Raw genomic sequence first — 17,204 nt, 5'->3', positions numbered from 1 at the left:
GTACCGCGGCGCCGGCGGTGGCCAGCGCCTGCGCCACCGCCGATCCGATGCCGCCCGCGGCGCCGGTGACCATGGCCGCGCGGCCGGTCAGATCGAAAAGTCCTCGTGCCGGCATCAGTAGCTCCTCGGCAATCCCAATGTGTGCGAACCCAGGTAGTTCAAGATCATTTCCTGGCTGACGGGGGCGATGCGCATGACGCGCGCCTCGCGGAAGTAGCGGGCCACGTGGTACTCCTCGGCATATCCCATCCCGCCGTGGGTCTGCATGGCACGGTCGGCGGCGGTGAAGCCGGCGTCGGCACACAGATATTTGGCCGTATTCGCCTCGCGGCCACAGGGTTTACCGTTGTCGTAGAGCCAGGTCGCCTTGCGCAGCACCAGTTCCGCGGCATCCAGATGGGCCAGCGAATCGGCGAGCGGGAACTGGATGCCCTGATTCATGCCGATCGGCCGGTCGAAGACCACGCGCTCGCCGGCGTATTTGACCGCCCGGTCCAGCGCGACGCGGCCGATGCCGAGCGCCTCGGCGGCGATGAGCATTCGCTCCGGATTCAGCCCGTCGAGCAGATACCGAAAACCTTCGCCCTCCTCGCCCACGCGATCCTCGACCGGAACCCGCAGATCGTCGATGAACACCTCGTTGGAGGAGACGGCGTTGCGACCCATCTTGGCGATCGGGCGGATATCGATGTGGGCGCGGTCGATATCGGTGAGGAACAGGGTCATCCCGTCGGTTTCGCGCCTCACCTCGTCGTAGGCGGTGGTCCGGGTCAGCAGCAGGATCTTCTCCGATTCCAGCGCCTTGGAGATCCACACCTTGCGGCCGTTGACGATGTAGTGGTCGCCGTCGCGGCGGGCGAAGGTCGTGATCCGGCTGGTGTCCAGGCCCGCCCCCGGCTCGGTGACTCCGAAGCAGACGTGCAGGTCTCCGGCCGCCACCCGGGGCAGCGTCCGCCGCTTGAGCTCCTCGGAGCCGTGGCGGACCACCGGCTGCATGCCGAAGATCGAGAGATGAATCGCGGTGGCGGCGTTCATTCCGCCGCCCGAGCGGGCGACCTCCTCGGCGAGAATGGTCGCCTCGGTCAGTCCCAGGCCGTGGCCGCCGTACTCCTCGGGGATGGTGATGCCGAGCCAGCCACCGGCGGCGATCGCCTGGTAGAACTCCGTGGGGAATTCGTGGTCCTGGTCCTTGCGCATCCAGTAGCGGTCGTCGAATTTTCGGCACAGTTCGGCTACCGCCGAGCGGATCAGCTGCTGATCCTCGGTCGGTTCGAATGTCATTCCGGCGGACATGCGCACTCCTGCTCTCCGGTCACCGCACCCCTCAGTCCGAGGCCGGCAGGGCCTTGGCCGCCTTGATCGTCATCGGGGTTCCGTCGCAGCGCAGTTCACCGGAACCCGAACTGGTACACAGCAATTCGACCGAATCGGCCGCGTCGACGTAACGCTTGCCGATCAGTGTCACCGGTTCTCCCGCGGCGGGTGCGGCCGGTGGCGCGCTCGCGGCCGGAACCAGAGGGCTTCCGCCGCAGGTCAATACGGGACTGGCATCGGCGGGCGCGCGCACCACCACCACCTTGGTGCCGCAGACGGTGCTGGCGAGCTGTTCACCGGGACGCAGGGCTGCCATGCTCTCGACTCCTCTTCCTGGACTGTGCGACTAGAAAACTATCTTCTCATATTTGGAGAATCAACCTTCTACTTCTGCGCCGGGATCGACTCCCGCTCGCAGCCCGCCGCTCTAACGAACAGGCCGCGCCGCCGACAGCAGCGACCGTCCGACGCTCCGCACACCTCGCGCGGACCACTTCTGAGCAGGGAGTTTCCCGCACTTCGTGCCGAACATTGACGAGTCGGCCCCTCACGTGAAAATCTATTGATCCGTTGAGGAGAATGTCATTCTCCTGAATGAGAGGAGGAGAGGATGCGCCTGCCGCCCCTGCCGGCCGACCAATGGGACGATCGGACCCGCGGTGCCCTGGCCGCTCTGCTGCCACGCGCTCGGCGCAACCCCGACGGCGCCGGACCCGCGATGTCGGCTCTTGCCAGACATCCGGACCTGGCCGAGGCGTATCTCGGCTTCGGCGTCTACCTGCTGTTCCGATCCACCTTGCCGCCACGCGTGCGCGAGATCGCGATCCTGCGCATCGCGCACCGCCGTCAGTGCGCCTACGAGTGGGCCCACCATGTCGCGATGGCCGATTCCACCGGCCTGTCCGACGCCGACATCGACGGGATCCGCGACGGACGGCTCGCCGGCGAGTTCGATCGGCTGCTGCTCGCGGCGGTCGACGAACTCGACGAGAAGTCGCAGCTGTCGGACACCACCTGGGCCGCGTTGAGCGACTACCTCGACGAACGCCAGCGCATGGATCTGGTCTTCACCGTCGGCGGCTACGCCATGGTCGCGATGGCCTTCAACACCTTCGGCATCCAGCCCGATCACGAGAGGTAATCCCTTGCCGCACTTCAGCAAACCAGCCGCCGGAAGCTGGACCGAGAACTATCCCGAACTGGGGACCGGCACCGTCGACTACACCGATTCGATCGACCCGCAGTTCTACGAGGACGAGCGCAACGCCATCTTCCGCAAGAGCTGGCTGTGCGTCGGCCGCGATGTGCTGCTGCCGCGCAAGGGCAGCTACTTCACCAAGGAACTGGCCTGCATCGGCACCTCGCTGATCATCGTCCGCGGCACCGACGACGTGATCCGGGCCTTCCACAACATCTGCCGCCACCGCGGCAACAAACTCGTGTGGGACGACTTCCCGAACGAGGAGACCTCCGGCACCTGCCGGCAGTTCACCTGCAAGTACCACGCCTGGCGCTACAACCTCGACGGTACGTGCACCTTCGTTCAGCAGGAGAAGGAATTCTTCGGCATGGACAAGGCCGACTACGGCCTCGCCGACGTGCGCTGCGAGGTGTGGGAGGGGTTCATCTTCGTCAATGTCGACCCCGACGCCCCGCCGCTGCAGGATTACCTCGGCCCGATGGTGAAGGGGCTGGAGGGATTTCCCTTCCACGAATTCACCGAGGTCTACAGCTACAAGGCCGAGGTGGGCAGCAACTGGAAACTGTTCATCGACGCGTTCGCCGAGTTCTATCACGCGCCGATCCTGCATATGAAGCAGGCGGTGAAGGACGAGGCCGACAAATTGGCCGACGTCGGCTTCGAGGCCCTGCACTACCAGATCGACACCCCCCATTCCATGGTGTCCTCGTGGGGCGGCATGGCCCCGCCGAAAGACCTCGACATGGTCAAGCCGATCGAGCGGGTGCTCCGCTCGGGCCTGTTCGGACCGTGGGACCGGCCCGATATCGAGGGGCTGGATCCCATGCCCCCCGGGATCAATCCGTCCGGCCATCGCGCCTGGGGCGTGGACGAATTCGATGTGTTCCCCAATTTCGCGATCCTGGTGTGGGCGCCGGGCTGGTTCCTCACCTACAACTGGTGGCCGACCTCGGTGCGCACGCACATCTTCGAGGCGAACCTGTATTTCACACCCCCCAAGAACGCCCGCGAACGGCTGCGCCAGGAATTGACCGGCGTGACGTTCAAGGAATACGCGTTGCAGGACGCCAACACCTTGGAGGCCACCCAGACGATGCTGGAAACCAGTGTCGTCAAGGAATTCCCGCTCAACGACCAGGAAGTCCTGCTGCGGCATCTGCATCATGTCGCGCAGCGCAAAGTTCAGGAGTACCGCGATGCCAACGTCTGAGACGAAGAAACTGCCCGGGGAATTCGCCGAACTGGAGAAGTTCTCCGACTGGATCATCGACACCGAGCCCGAACGCTATCGCAAACGGCTCGCCTCCGATATGGCGCAGATGCAAGCGTTCTACGACGCCGCGTTCCCCCGGCTCGAGGAGGCGCTCGACTATCTGGACCAGTTCCCGCTCGACGAAATGCCCGACGACGCACGGTATCTGACACATCTGATGCAGTCGCTGATCATGGTGTCGTTCCCGGTCGAGGTGTGGAAGCAGCCGCGGGTGCCCGATTCGGGTGCGGCCTATCTGAATCTCGTGCGCGAAACGGTGGTGTAAGCCGATGCTGACGCTGAAGGCCGCCGGTGTCCTCGACATCGATTCCGGTGAGATCATCCGCCCCGGCGTGGTCCGGGTGGCAGGCGACCGCATCGTCGGCGTGGGCGGCGAACCCGAGGGCGAGGTCGTCGATCTCGGCGATCTGGTGCTCCTGCCCGGTCTGATGGATATGGAAGTCAACCTGCTCATGGGCGGGCGCGGGGAATCCGGGCTGGCCTCCAGCGTCACCGACGATCCGGCCACCCGGGTGCTGCGGGCGGTGGGTAACGCCCGCCGCACCCTGCGCGCGGGGTTCACCACGGTGCGCAACCTGGGCCTGTTCGTCAAAACCGGTGGCTATCTGCTGGATGTGGCGCTGGGTAGGGCGATCGACAAGGGGTGGGTGGACGGTCCGCGGATCGTGCCGGCCGGGCACGCCATCACCCCCACCGGCGGCCATCTGGATCCGACCATGTTCTCCGCGTTCATGCCCGACGTCCTGCACCTCACCATCGAGGAGGGCATCGCCAACGGCGTGGACGAGGTGCGCAGGGCCGTGCGCTACCAGATCAAGTACGGCGCCCAGCTGATCAAGATCTGCGTTTCCGGTGGCGTCATGTCGCTCACCGGAGCACCTGGCGCACAACACTATTCGGACGAGGAACTGCGCGCGATCGTGGACGAGGCGCATCGGCGCGGACTCAAGGTGGCCGCGCACACGCACGGCGCGGAGGCGGTCCGGCACGCCATCGCCGCCGGAATCGACTGCATCGAACACGGTTTCCTGATCGACGACGAAACCATCGCGCAGATGGTCGCCGCCCGCACCTGGCTGGTGCCGACCACCCGCCTGGCCGACGCCATGGACGTCTCCAAGGCGGATCCTGCGCTGCAGGCCAAGGCCGCGGAGATGTTCCCGAAGGCGCGCCTCTCGGTCAAGGCCGCCTACGACGCCGGGGTGCGCATCGCAGTCGGCACCGACGCGCCCGCCATCCCGCACGGCCGCAACGCCGACGAGCTCGTGGCACTGGTCGAACGCGGACTGGCACCGATCGACGTGTTGCGCGCCGGCACGATCAACGCCGCCGAACTCATCGACGCCGACGACCGCGGCCGGATCGCGCCCGGCCTGCTGGCCGACATCATCGGTGTGCCGGGCAATCCCGTGGACGACATCACCGTGACCCAGGATGTGCGATTCGTGATGAAAGGCGGAAAAGTGTATGTCCAGAAATGACGATCTGCTCGATATCCAGCAGCTGCTGGCGCGCTACGCGGTCACCATCACGAAGGGCGATATCGAGGGGCTGTTGAGCGTTTTCGCCCCCGACGGCACCTACAGTGCCTTCGGCGACACCTATAACCTCGACGTGTTCCCGGAGCTCGTGGCGGCCGCGCCCAAGGGCCTGTTCCTGACCGGCACACCGGTGCTCGAACTCGACGGCGACGACGCCTCCGGCACGCAGACGTTGTGCTTCGTCGAGCACTCCACCCACGACATGCGGATCGGCTACTACAGCGACACCTATGTCCGCACCGACGACGGCTGGCGGATCAAAACCCGCAGAATGACCTTCATCCGGCGCAGCGGCGACCACGATTCCGGTATCCCGCACGCATTCGACCGCCCTGCCGTGTGAGCGGCCCCGGCCCGAAAGTGACGTTCGCACACAGTGATCGAGGGAATCGCAGAGATGGGTACCACGGATATCGCGACGTTTCGGGACGATCTGCGGCGATGGCTGGCGGACCACGATCTCACGCCGGGCCCGGATCGCAGTCTCGACGGCCAGGTGGCCCAGCTGGCCCGGGTGCGGCGCGCCCTCTTCGACGCCGGCTGGATGCGCCACGGCTGGCCCGAACAGGTCGGCGGGCTCGGCGGGCCCGCGGTGCTGCGAGCGGTACTCGGTGAGGAAGTCGCCACCCGCGGCCTGGCCGAACCCGGCATCTACTCGATGGTGGAAGTGCTGGCGCCCACGATGATCTCCTACGCCCGGCCGGAACTGGCCGCCGCGATGGTGCCCGCGCTGCTGTCGGGGCGCGAACAGTGGTGCCAGGGGTTCTCCGAACCGGGTTCCGGTAGCGATTTGGCGTCCCTGAGCACCAAAGCCGTTGCCGACGGCGGCAAGTGGATCATCAGCGGCCAGAAGGTCTGGACCAGCTTGGCCCAGTACTCCGCCCGCTGTGTCCTGCTGACCCGCACCGCGCCGGGCCACGAGGGCATCACCGCGTTCTTCATCGATATGGACTCCCCCGGGATCACCGCGCGCCCACTGCGGACCATGCACGGCGTCGACGAATTCGCCGAAGTGTATTTCGACGACGTCGTCGTGCCCGGCGATCGCATGCTGGGCAAGCCCGGGGACGGCTGGCGGGTGGCGATGGATCTGCTGCCGCACGAGCGGTCCACCTGCTTCTGGCACCGGATCGCCTACCTGTTCACGCGATTGGACGCGCTGATCGCGGACACGGACCTGCGCGACGACGCCGCCCTGGGCGCTGCCTATCTCGCGCTGCACACCGTGCGCTGCCGCTCGTACGCCACGCAGCGGCGGCTGGCGGACGGACAGCGGCTCGGTCCGGAGACCTCGATCGACAAGGTGCTGCTGGCCACCGCAGAACAGCAGCTGTTCGACACCGCGCGCGACATGCTCCCGGGCGCAGTCGAATTCGACAACGAGGAATGGCGTACCGAATATCTGTATTCTCGGGCGGCCACGATCTACGGCGGGACCGCCGAGATCCAGCGCAATATCATCGCGCGCCGCCTGCTCGATTTGGGGCGGGAATGAGACGCGGGTGTTCATCTGCCGCGCGTTGTTGCCGCGTGCGGACCCAACTCGCTATAAGCCGCGAAGGCCTGTCCCGGTCCTGCCGCCACAGAACAGCGGCCCCGGGCGCACCGCAACGCAACGAGTTTCGAACGGATGACCATGGACGCCGATGAGATCGCACTGCTGAGCGACAGCCTGCGCGCCACCATGACCGGCAGCACGGGTGACGCGCTGGATCACGCGCTCCTCGACTTCGGATGGCTCGACCTGCTGATCGAAGCTCCGGAAGTGGCGATACCTCTGGTATTCCGGCTGCTCGGTGAGACCGGCGCCCATGCTCCCGTTCTCAACGACGTTATCGCGCACGCCGCCGGCCGCGACCTGCCTGCCCGGGTCGCGCTTCCCTTTACCGGTGGGCGCTGGATCATGTGGGAGCGAACCGGCGTAGCTCCATCCGCTCCGGCTGCGCCCAGCCGGACCGCGGTCGATCCCGGGGCCGATCCGATCGTCGGCGGCACGCCGGGCGGTTCCCGGCCCGATGCGATGGACCCGACAGGCCGGTCGGCCACGGGTGCCGACCGCGACTCCGGCGCCGTGCGCAGTGGTCCTGATTCGATTGCTGCACAACACTTTTCCGCACCGCCGATGCTCGACCCCGAGCTACCGCTGCGCCGAGTTTCCGCCGGCGAGACGCTTCCGCTGGCCGAGGGCCGCCGCGCGCTCTCCTGGTGGCTGGCGGGAACGAGCCGCGCGATGCTGAATCTCGCGCGCCGCCACGCCCTCGACCGGGTCCAGTTCGGCCGCCCACTGGCCGCCCACCAGGCCGTCCGGCACCGCCTGGCCGAAACCCTGGTAGCCATCGAGGGCACCGAGGCCACCCTCGCCACCGCCGACACCGATCTCGGCGCGCTGCTGGCCAAGGCCGCCGCCGGCCATGCCGCGCGGATCGCCGCCCGCCACTGCCAGCAGGTCCTGGGCGGTATCGGGTTCACCGCCGAACACGACTTTCACCGGCACGTCCGCCGGGCGTTGGTCCTCGACGGATTGCTCGGCAGCGCAGCGGAACTGACGCGCGAAGCGGGCGTCTGGGTGCGCACGCGCGGCACCGCTCCGCGGCTCGCGCAGCTGTGAGTGTCTTCGGCCGGCGCCGTTCGCCAGCGCTTGCGGTGCCCGGGGCCGACCCGAGGCGGTGGCAGTGTTCATCGGCTGCGGATAGCTTGCAGTGGTGCACGACCACCTCGACGACGATCTCCGGTTCGCCCATGTTCTCGCCGATTCCGCCGACGCGGTGAATATGGACCGGTTCAAGTGCCTCGACCTCGCGGTCCGGGCGAGACCGGATATGGCCACGGTGAGCGACGCCGAGAACGCCGTGGAGAAGCTCGTCCGGGGCCAGCTGCGCCGATCCCGCCCGCGCGATGCGGTCCTGGGCGCGGGTGACGGACTGGAGGGCGGCGGTCCGCGCTGCTGGGTGGTCGACGCCATCACCGGACTCGAGAACTATGTGCGCGGTGTGCCGGTGTGGGCCACGCAGATCTCCCTACTGGAGGTTGCCGAAGGCGGATATCGCCCCATCGTCGGCGTCGTCTCCGCGCCCGCACTCGCCCGCCGCTGGTGGGCCGCGAAGGACCACGGCGCCTTCACCGGGCGCAGCTTGACCTCGGCGTCGCGGCTGCGAGTTTCCGGCGTTTCGAACCTGACCGACGCCTCGTTCGCCTACTCCACCGTCACCGTCTGGGCGGACGACGGCCGCCTGGACAGCTTCCTCACCCTGTCCCGCGACGCGTGGCGCACCCGGGCCTACGGCGAATTCTGGTCGTACATGATGCTCGCCGAGGGCGCGATCGACATCTGCGCCGATCCCAGCCTGTCGCCGGGCGATATGGCCGCCAACGCGATCATCGTCACCGAGGCCGGCGGCACCTTCACCGGCTTCGACGGCAACCCGAACCCGCTCAGCGGGAATGCGGCGGCCTCGAACGGATTGCTGCACAACGAGTTACTGACGTACGTAAGCCGGCGCGACTGACGCCCCTCGGCATCGCCGACCACACAGAATCTCCACAACTGATACCGGTTCTCTCCACACGAGCTCGCTAGGCTCCCCGAGCATGGAACAGAACCCACCGGTGGAGGCCACGACAGCGCGGCGGATCCTGGTCGTGGACGACGAGTCCACGATCGCGGACTCGGTGGCGGCTCGGCTGCGGGCCGAAGGGTTCAGGGTCACCACGGCTCCGGACGGTCCCGCGGCGGTGGCGGCCGCCGAGACGTTCGAGCCGGACCTGGTCGTCCTCGACGTGATGTTGCCCGGCTACGACGGGCTGGAGGTGTGCCGGCGGATCCAGGCCGAGCGCTCGATACCGGTGCTGATGCTCACCGCGCGGACGGACGAAACCGACCAGCTGATCGGACTCGGGGTGGGCGCGGACGACTATCTGACCAAACCGTTCTCGCTGCGGGTGCTCACCGCGCGCGTGCATGCTCTGCTGCGGCGGGTCGAACGCGCCGGTGATCAGCGCGGGGCGGTCACCGTGGTCGGCGATCTGCGCATCGACAGCGATCAGCGCAGGGTCTGGCGCGGCGGGGTCGAAGCCCAGCTCACTCCGCTGGAATTCGATCTGCTGGCCCGTCTCGCCCGGCGTCCCCGCGCGGTGCTCGCCCGGGAGCGGCTCCTCGAAGAGGTCTGGGACTGGGCGGATGCGGCCGGTACCCGGGCCGTCGACAGTCACATCAAGGCGTTGCGACGCAAACTCGGCGCCGACCTGATCCGCACCGTCCACGGCGTCGGCTATGCCCTGGAGACCCGATGAGCGCGCGCGCCGACCTCGACGCCGGCGAGCGTGCCGATCTCCGGGCCGCGAGCCTGGTGACGCAGCTGTCGGATCGGCTACCGCGGCCGCTGGATCGAATCCGATCCATCAAACTCAAACTGGCCGTCCTGATGACCTTCTCGGGTGGGCTCGCCTTCGCCTGGTTCAGTCAACGGATCGGCTGGCTGCCGCCGATGACCACACTGACCGCGATGCTCATCGCCCTGGTGTCGTCCCAATTCCTGGCGCACGGCATCACCACGCCGCTCCGGGAGATGACCGCCGCCGCGCAACGCATGGCACACGGCGACTACACCAGCCGGGTGCGCGCGTCCTCCCGCGACGAGGTGGGACAACTGGCCGACGCGTTCAATCGGATGGCGACCGACCTCGCCGCCGCCGACCGGCAGCGCCGCGAACTGATCGCCAATGTCTCGCACGAGTTGCGCACCCCGATCACCGCCTTGCACGCGGTCCTGGAGAACCTCGTGGACGGCGTATCCGAGCCCGATCCGAAAACACTGGAAACCGCACTGGCACAGACCGAACGGCTCGGGCGCCTCGTCTCCGAGCTCCTCGATCTGTCCAGCATCGAGGCCGGAGCGATCCCGCTCGACCGCGAACAATTCGATATCGCACCGACTTTCGCGACGGTGACCGCCGAGGCGGAGGTCATGACCGCGGCGCTGGGCCGCGGTATCCACTTCCGCAGCACGATCGATCCCGCCACCGCCACCGTGTACGCCGACCGCGCCCGCCTGCACCCGGTGTTGCTGAACCTGCTGGACAACGCCGCCCGGCACGGCCCCGCCGGCGGCGAAGTCCGCCTGCTCGCCCACATCGCGGGCGAGCACCTGGTCATCGATGTCGAGGACGACGGGCCCGGCATTCCTCCCGCGCAACGCGAGCGCATCTTCGACCGCTTCACCCGCGGCGGCAGCACCGACGGCGGCGGCACCGGACTCGGTCTCGCCATCGCCCGCTGGGTGGTCGACCTGCACCACGGCTCCATCGCGGTCGCCGAACCCGGCTCACGGATCCGCGTGATACTCCCGGCCACCGCGCCGCACCACCACTGACAGCCCGAAACTCACAGCCCGGCAGACCGATTCGGTCCCGGGCCGATACCCCACACCCTCAGGAGGACCGGCCGTGCCCGAAGAATCCACCCCCGACCGCACGCGATCACCGGAACCGGCGGACTCCGCCGGTCACGATCGTCCGCTGTGCGCCGACGCCCATTCGGAACCGAATCGACCGGACATTCCACCGGACCGAGACGACACCACGGGGCCGGATCGTCAGCTGAAACCGGCACCGGCATCTCCTCCGGGCTCAGCGAAACCGGCTGCCCCGGAGACGGGTTCAGCCGCGGACGCTCCGGTCCCGAACGGCTCCGGCGAAACTCCGGGCGCCGCGTCGCACGATATCTCCACCGCCGGCGGCTCGGCACCAGCCGGGCACACCGAGGCGCCGGTGTGGTCGCGGAATGCCGGTACCGCCACAGCTGTGGTCGCCGACCCGCCTCGCTGGGGCTCCCCGTCCGCACCTCCCGTTGCGCCCCGTGGGCGATGGGTCGCCTACCCAGCGGGCGTGCTCCCCGCCGCGGGAGTGGCAGGTCTGGTCGCGGCAGCCACCGTGCCGGTGGATCGGCCCGGAATCGGCTGGCTGCTAGCGGGTTTCGCCATCGCCCTCGCGATCGGTACCGTCCATCGTCGCGCCGCGGACCGCGCGGAAATACCCAGCGAGCGCCGGCACCGCCCGAGCCGCTGGTGGGGGGTCGCCGCACTCGCACTGCTCGCGGTCGGCACCTTTCGGGCCGCGGGGTGGTTGTTCGTCCTCTGCCTGATCGCGGCGGCCGTCTGCGGATCGCTCGCCGTGGTCGGCCGGCCCTCGGCGCGGGGGGTGTTCCACGATGCGATCGCGGTCCCGCTGGCATCGGCCGGCGCCCTCGCCTGGGTGTACGCGGCGCAGGGAAGGTTGCGCGGCAGCACCGGAGCCCGGCACTGGCGACTCGGTGCGTCCGTGGCCGCGACGGTGGCGTTGCTGGCGGTGTTCGTGCCGCTGCTCGCCGGTGCCGACGCCACGTTCGCCGCCATCGTCACGGGGCTGGTGCCGCGCATGGACGCCCCCACCACCACTCGATGGATCGTGCTGTTCCTGCTCACCGGTACGACAACTCTCGGCGCGCTGTACGTGCTCGCCGGGCCCCCGGCTCCTGCCGACGCGGGGAGCACACGCGCGAAACGCACGCTGGCACGACTGGAATGGCCGCTGCCGGTCGGGGCGCTGACCGTGTTGTTCGCATCGTTCCTCGGCGCGCAGCTGGTGGCCCTGTTCGGTGGCGACGACTATGTGCAGCGCACCGCCGGGCTGACCTACGCCGACTACGCGCGCAGTGGATTCTGGCAACTGGCCGCGGTCACCCTGCTCACACTCGCCGTCATCCTGCCCGTCCTGCACCGGGCCGCCAGGGATTCGGCGGCCGACCGCCTCTGGCTGCGCGGCCTGCTCTGCACGATCAGCGGGCTCACCCTGGTGATCATCGCCTCCGCGTTCGGTCGCATGTGGACCTATCAGCAGGCATACGGATTCACCGTGCTGCGTCTGCTGGTCGGAACCTGCGAACTCTGGCTCGGCGTCGTGTACCTGCTGGTGGTCGTCGCGGTCCTGCGCCTGGAAACGGCGTGGCTGCCGCGCACCACCCTCGCGACCGCGGTGGCCGCGCTGCTGATGCTCGCCGTCGCGAATCCCGAGGCGCTGGTCGCTTCGGAGAACATCGATCGCTGGCAGCGCGGTGCAGACCTCGACGCGGACTATCTGTCGGGGCTGTCGGCCGATATCGTCCCCGTCCTCGACCGCCTCCCGGGACCGATCCGCCTCGACCTGAGGCAGCGGCTCACGCACCGAGAAGACGACGAGACCTGGAACAGCTGGAACCTGGCCCGGATGCGCGCGGGTGAATGACCGCGAACATCACGCAGTGCCGGCGGCCCCGGCCGGACGGCATGTAGCGCCGGGCCGCCACCACTCAGATCCCGAAGTCCCGCAAGGCTTCCAGGACTTCGTCCGCCAGTTCCGGACGGCAGATGAGCAGATCCGGGAGGTAGGGGTCGGGCTGGTTGTAGATGAGCGGCGAGCCGTCCAGGCGCGAGGTGTGCAGGCCCGCGGCGGCGGCCACCGCGACGGGGGCGCAGGAGTCCCATTCGTACTGCCCGCCGGAGTGGGCGTAGATGTCGGCTTCGCCGCGCACGACCGCCATGGCTTTGGCGCCGGCCGAACCCATCGGGATGGTCTCGGCGCCGAGCGCGGCGGTGAGATGGTGCACGCAGGCGGGTGGGCGGCTGCGGGAGACGACGATGCGCGGCGGGCCGTCGTGGGCGGGCGGGAGTACCGGCGGCGCACCGGTTTCCAGCACCAGCCCGGGCACCGGAAGCGCGACGGCGCCGATCTCGGCGCGGCCGTCCACCGCCAGCGCCACGTGCACGGCCCAATCCGCTCGCGGGGGCTGCCCGTATTCGCGGGTGCCGTCGAGCGGGTCGACGATCCACACCCGGCTGCGGGACAGGCGAATCGGATCGTCGGTGCTCTCCTCCGACAGGACCGCGTCGTCGGGGCGCAGCTCCGCGAGCCGCTTCAGCAGCAGTTCGTCGGAACGCCGGTCCCCGACCGCACCACCCTGGTCACGAATCTCGAGCAGGAGCTCACCGGCTTCCCGGGCGAGCTCGGCGGCCACCGCGTGGTCGTCCATATTCGGTTCTCACTCTCCCGCCGGACGGCGAACCGACGCCGACCGGGCGCACCTGGCGCGCCGGCGTTCGGCCGGCGCTCGCATCGCCCCGCGGTGATCGGCGGGACCCTTGCAGTGTGCCAGCCGGTGCGACCGCGGTGGCGTGCCCCCTGTCGCTGCGGGTCGATCAGGGGGCCGGAGCAGCCGCTCAGCAGGCGGGTGCGGTGCCGCCCTGCAACTTCAGCAGAGCGCAGAAGGTGGAGGCGGCGACCTTCCACTGCCCGTTCTCCTGCACGGCCTGCCCGGACTGATCCGGCAGCACCGGATTGCCGCCCATGAGCAGCGTGTAGGTGACATCGGCATGGCCGGCGTCGACCGTGACGACCTTCGAGACGGTGGCGGAGGTGCCCTGCGCCTGCGGGTTGTTCGCCTGGGCGGCCAGCACCGGCGCGAACACGTCGCCCTTCTCCACCGCGGCCGCGCGTTTGTCGGCGGGCTGTTTGGCGTCGAAGAACAGCACGTAGGCGTCGGTGACGGCCTTGGTGGTCGCCGGGTCGGCCGCCGACGATCCGGCGGCGGGCGCCGCCGCCGAGGTGGTCGCCGCCGCGGCCGTGGTGGTCGAGGCGCTGTTGTCGGACTTGTCGTCGCTACAGCCGGTGACGGTCGCCGCTGCGATCACCGCGATGCCGCACAGACTCGCCGCGCCGCGAATCATCTTGTTGCGCATGGATATACCCTTCACTCGATCTTCTGTTTCATCTCGTCCAGGTTGACCAGAATCGGATAACCGTTGACGCTCAGCGCATTACCGTGCCCGGTCTGGTGCACGTCGAACACCGACTGGATGGCCGCGTAGAAGCCCTGCACATCGAGGGTCTGGTTGACCGCGCGCTTGGCCTGGCGCAGACCGAACGGCGGCATCGCGGCGATGCGTTCGGCCAGTGCCCGGGTGCGGGCGTCGAGGTCGGCACGCGGCACGACACTGTTGACCATGCCGATCTGTTCGGCCTCCCGCGCGGTGACCGCCCGCCCGGTGAACAGGATCTCCTTGGCCTTGCGCGGGCCCAATTCCCACGTGTGCCCGTGGTATTCGACGCCGCCGATGCCCATCATCACCACCGGATCGGAGAACTGTGCGTCCTCGGCGGCGACGATCAGATCGCACGGCCAGCACAGCAGCAGCCCACCCGCGATGCAGCGGCCCTGCACCGCGGCGATGGACGGCTTCGGGATGTTGCGCCAGCGCAGCGAGAATTCGAGGTACTTCCTCGATTCGATGGCGTAGATGCGTTCGAGGGTGATCGTCGACGGGTCCGGCCACGAGCGGTCCTTGAGATCGTGTCCGGCGGAGAAGTGTTTCCCGTTGGCGCGCAACACGATCACCGCGACATCGTCGTCGGCGCCGGCCTTCTGCCAGGCGGCATCCAGTTCTTCCAGTAGTTCGCCGTTCTGGGCGTTGGCTGCCTCCGGACGGTTGAGTGAGATGGTCGCGATCTTGTCGGCGACCTCGTATTCGATGTACGACATGGCGACTCCTCAGCCTCGGGGCAGGCCGAGCACGCGCTCGGCGATGATGTTGCGCTGAATTTCGGATGTGCCGCCGGCGATCGTGCCGGCGAAACTGCGGGTGTAGCGTTCGAACCAGCTGGCGCCGAAGGCATCCAGATTCAACGGGTTGAACGCCGAGGTCCGCGCCGGGTGGATCAGGCCATCGGCTCCCTGCGCGCGCAGCGCGTGTCCGGAGGCGGTCTGCACCGCCTCGGAACCGAAGACCTTCAGCACCGACAGCGCCGCCACATCCTGTTCGCCGCGCGCGGCCCGGGCCAGCGCCGCCGAACCCAGTAACCGCAGGGCGTAGCTGTCCATGATCAGGGTGGCGTAGTGATCGCGATCGAGCACCGTCTGCGGAGCGAAATCGGCGGCGAGTTCCTCGAGCCGGTCCGCGTAGGACAACCACAGCAGTGTGCGTTCGTGTCCGAGTGAACCGTTGGCGACGCCCCATCCGCCGTGCAGCGGGCCGACCAGATTCTCCGCCGGCACCCGCACACCTTCGAAGAACACCTCGTTGAAATCCAGATCGTGCGGACCGCACACCGAGGCGAACGGCCGGCGCGTCACGCCGGGGGTATCGGTGGGGATCAGCAGCACGCTGATGCCCTTGTGTTTCGGCGCGTCCGGATCGGTGCGCACGAAGGTCAGCAGCACGTCGGCGTCGTGGGCGCCGGAGGTCCACACCTTCTGCCCGTCGACGACGAATTCGTCACCGTCGCGCACCGCCCGGGTACGCAGACCGGCCAGATCCGATCCCGCGCCGGGTTCGCTCATGCCGAGTGCGGCGGTGATCTCCGCGCGCAAAATCCTTCTCGCCCAACGGGTTTTCTGCTCCTCGGTGCCGAACGACAGCAGCGAGGCCGCGACGATTCCGACGCCCTGCGGATTGAAGCTGTGATAGATGCGCCGATCCGACAGCTCCTGCAGATGCACGTACTGCTGCAGGATGGTGGCATTGCGCCCGCCGAATTCGGGCGGATTACCGGGCAGCAGCCAGCCGTGATCGAACTGCAGCCGCTGCCAGTCCCGCGCCCATTCGGGCACGTCGGCACTGGAATGCGACCGCCGCCGGCTCGCGGTCGCCGCATCGGGCAGATGGGCGTCGAGGAAGGCTGCGAATTCGGCCCGGAACTCCTCGACGTCGTCGTCAAATCTCAGTTGCACGGCACTCCTCGGCGATCAGCGCCCGGTGTTCGGCCGCACCGCCGAGCATCAGCTCGCCGGCCTGGGCACGTTTGAGCGCGAACTGCAGGTCGTTCTCCCAGGTGAATCCCATAGCTCCGAACAGCTGTAATCCGTTGCGGAACACCACGTTCTGGCACTCTCCCGCGGCGGCCTTCGCCATCGAGGCCGCCAGCGCCCGGCGCGGATCGTCCTCGGCGATGGTCAGCGCGGCGAAATAGGCCAGCGCCCGGGCCCGCTCGATCGCCACGTGCATATCGGCGGCCTTGTGTTTGACCGCCTGCAGCGAGCCGATCGGCACGCCGAACTGGTGGCGGGTGCGCACATGGTCGAGCACCAGATCCAGAATCCGCCGGCAGGCACCGACGACGGTCAGAGCCATTCCGGTGACGGCGAACTGACGCGCCCGCGCCACATCCACGGTGCTGCGCCGATCGTGTCCGGCACGCACGCCTTCGAAGCGCACCTCGGCGATATGCAGCACGGGATCGAAGACCGCACTGCGGCGCACCTGCACCTCGGCGGCCGGCACTACGAACACACCGGCCCTCGTCACCACCGCGAACTGTTCGGCGCGGTCACCGTCCAGGACGTGGTGCGCGGTGCCGCCGAGCACCCAGCCGTCGGCGTCGAGGACCGCGTTCACACCGTCGTACACGGCCGTGCCCGACCGTGCGGGATCCGCGAATTCCGGTGCCAGCGGCGCGAATTGGGTCATCGTGGCCAGATACGGCGTCGGATCGGTGGCCCGGCCCAGTTCCTCGAGGACGATCGCCAGCTCGACAGCGGCCGCGTCCCCGGTCAATTCGGTCCAGCCCAGCCCGATGTAGCTGCGCCACAAGGGCATCGGGTCACCGTCCTTGTCGGCGATCTCCCGGATCAGCGTCGCCGGGCATTGTCTGCCGACCGCCTCGCGCACGGTGTCGCGCCAGAGTCTTTGTTCGGAGTCGAACTCCAAAAGCATCCCGGACCGCCTCTCTGGCCACTAGACTGCCTACCGACGCGAGAATATCATTCTCCACAACAGAAAGTAACAGTCTCTCGTGCCGTTCCCGAACACGCGCCCTCGGTGCCCGGGAACATGACATTCTCCGGTACAGTGCATTCATGTTCTGCACACAT

Annotated in this window: 18 protein-coding genes and 1 pseudogene; 11 read left to right on the top strand and 8 right to left on the bottom strand. The window is 68.3% G+C overall.

Translation table 11 applies throughout. From position 1 onward, the window contains the following. From NN2_RS39185 to NN2_RS08035, 3 genes and pseudogenes are all read right to left on the bottom strand, one after another. Positions 1-115 (bottom strand): annotated as a pseudogene (locus NN2_RS39185) (3-oxoacyl-ACP reductase); the annotation flags it as partial. After that, the gene (locus NN2_RS08040) at positions 115-1,293 is read right to left on the bottom strand and encodes an acyl-CoA dehydrogenase family protein (RefSeq protein WP_063011775.1); all 1,179 of its coding nucleotides are present in this window, start codon (positions 1,291-1,293) and stop codon (positions 115-117) included. The gene NN2_RS08040 and the pseudogene NN2_RS39185, both read right to left, overlap by 1 nt. Positions 1,294-1,324: 31 nt before the next feature. Further along, positions 1,325-1,630 carry a hypothetical protein gene (locus NN2_RS08035; protein ID WP_030516361.1) on the bottom strand — a complete coding sequence of 102 codons (306 nt, stop codon included), beginning with the start codon at positions 1,628-1,630 and terminating at the stop codon, positions 1,325-1,327. A 294-nt stretch (positions 1,631-1,924) separates the two neighbouring features. Here NN2_RS08035 and NN2_RS08030 point away from each other — a divergent pair, with 294 nt between their 5' ends. From NN2_RS08030 to NN2_RS07980, 11 genes are all read left to right on the top strand, one after another. Next, the gene (locus NN2_RS08030; protein WP_063011773.1) at positions 1,925-2,455 is read left to right on the top strand and encodes a carboxymuconolactone decarboxylase family protein; all 531 of its coding nucleotides are present in this window, start codon (positions 1,925-1,927) and stop codon (positions 2,453-2,455) included. A 4-nt stretch (positions 2,456-2,459) separates the two neighbouring features. Then, positions 2,460-3,725, top strand: coding sequence for an aromatic ring-hydroxylating oxygenase subunit alpha (locus tag NN2_RS08025; RefSeq protein ID WP_030516359.1), 1,266 nt, complete (start codon positions 2,460-2,462; stop codon positions 3,723-3,725). After that, positions 3,712-4,053 (top strand): hypothetical protein, encoded by a 342-nt coding sequence (locus NN2_RS08020; RefSeq protein WP_063011771.1) that lies wholly within the window; start codon positions 3,712-3,714, stop codon positions 4,051-4,053. Before NN2_RS08025 ends, NN2_RS08020 begins: the two co-directional genes overlap by 14 nt. A 4-nt stretch (positions 4,054-4,057) precedes the next feature. Then, complete coding sequence (locus NN2_RS08015) at positions 4,058-5,269, top strand: metal-dependent hydrolase family protein (RefSeq protein WP_063011770.1); 1,212 nt, start codon at positions 4,058-4,060, stop codon at positions 5,267-5,269. Then, positions 5,256-5,672: a nuclear transport factor 2 family protein gene (locus NN2_RS08010; protein ID WP_063011768.1), complete on the top strand. Its 417-nt coding sequence runs from the start codon at positions 5,256-5,258 to the stop codon at positions 5,670-5,672. The genes NN2_RS08015 and NN2_RS08010 overlap by 14 nt, the downstream gene beginning before the upstream one ends. A gap of 54 nt (positions 5,673-5,726) precedes the next feature. Then, the gene (locus tag NN2_RS08005; RefSeq protein WP_063011832.1) at positions 5,727-6,824 is read left to right on the top strand and encodes an acyl-CoA dehydrogenase family protein; all 1,098 of its coding nucleotides are present in this window, start codon (positions 5,727-5,729) and stop codon (positions 6,822-6,824) included. 135 nt (positions 6,825-6,959) lie between these two features. Continuing rightward, positions 6,960-7,937 (top strand): acyl-CoA dehydrogenase family protein, encoded by a 978-nt coding sequence (locus NN2_RS35720; protein ID WP_245658596.1) that lies wholly within the window; start codon positions 6,960-6,962, stop codon positions 7,935-7,937. A gap of 94 nt (positions 7,938-8,031) precedes the next feature. Next, the gene (locus NN2_RS07995; protein WP_063011828.1) at positions 8,032-8,835 is read left to right on the top strand and encodes an inositol monophosphatase family protein; all 804 of its coding nucleotides are present in this window, start codon (positions 8,032-8,034) and stop codon (positions 8,833-8,835) included. Positions 8,836-8,917: 82 nt separating this feature from the next. Continuing rightward, positions 8,918-9,619 carry a response regulator gene (locus NN2_RS07990; protein ID WP_063011766.1) on the top strand — a complete coding sequence of 234 codons (702 nt, stop codon included), beginning with the start codon at positions 8,918-8,920 and terminating at the stop codon, positions 9,617-9,619. A 56-nt stretch (positions 9,620-9,675) separates the two neighbouring features. Continuing rightward, complete coding sequence (locus NN2_RS07985; RefSeq protein ID WP_218022007.1) at positions 9,676-10,698, top strand: HAMP domain-containing sensor histidine kinase; 1,023 nt, start codon at positions 9,676-9,678, stop codon at positions 10,696-10,698. 514 nt (positions 10,699-11,212) lie between these two features. Continuing rightward, positions 11,213-12,586: a DUF4153 domain-containing protein gene (locus NN2_RS07980; protein ID WP_245658595.1), complete on the top strand. Its 1,374-nt coding sequence runs from the start codon at positions 11,213-11,215 to the stop codon at positions 12,584-12,586. Positions 12,587-12,650: 64 nt separating this feature from the next. On the opposite strand, the gene NN2_RS07975 is transcribed toward NN2_RS07980, so the two are convergent. From NN2_RS07975 to NN2_RS07955, 5 genes are all read right to left on the bottom strand, one after another. Next, positions 12,651-13,370, bottom strand: a complete 720-nt coding sequence (locus tag NN2_RS07975) for a 3'(2'),5'-bisphosphate nucleotidase CysQ (protein WP_063002033.1) — start codon at positions 13,368-13,370, stop codon at positions 12,651-12,653. Positions 13,371-13,557: 187 nt separating this feature from the next. Next, entirely contained in the window at positions 13,558-14,076 is a 519-nt protein-coding gene (locus tag NN2_RS07970) for an MTB12 C-terminal domain-containing protein (protein ID WP_063011765.1), read from the bottom strand. Between the two features lie 11 nt (positions 14,077-14,087). Continuing rightward, positions 14,088-14,876 carry an enoyl-CoA hydratase gene (locus NN2_RS07965; RefSeq protein WP_063011763.1) on the bottom strand — a complete coding sequence of 263 codons (789 nt, stop codon included), beginning with the start codon at positions 14,874-14,876 and terminating at the stop codon, positions 14,088-14,090. Between the two features lie 9 nt (positions 14,877-14,885). Continuing rightward, a complete protein-coding gene (locus NN2_RS07960; protein WP_063011761.1) occupies positions 14,886-16,064 on the bottom strand; it encodes an acyl-CoA dehydrogenase family protein in 1,179 nt (392 codons plus the stop codon). Next, a complete protein-coding gene (locus NN2_RS07955) occupies positions 16,048-17,046 on the bottom strand; it encodes an acyl-CoA dehydrogenase family protein (protein ID WP_063011823.1) in 999 nt (332 codons plus the stop codon). The genes NN2_RS07960 and NN2_RS07955 overlap by 17 nt, the downstream gene beginning before the upstream one ends. Between the last annotated feature and the right edge of the window lie 158 nt (positions 17,047-17,204).

The organism is Nocardia nova NBRC 15556 (assembly GCF_001613005.1).
GTDB classification, from domain to species: domain Bacteria; phylum Actinomycetota; class Actinomycetes; order Mycobacteriales; family Mycobacteriaceae; genus Nocardia; species Nocardia nova.
Note: the sequence above shows the minus strand (reverse complement) of the source record. Positions and strands in the feature narration are given on the sequence as shown.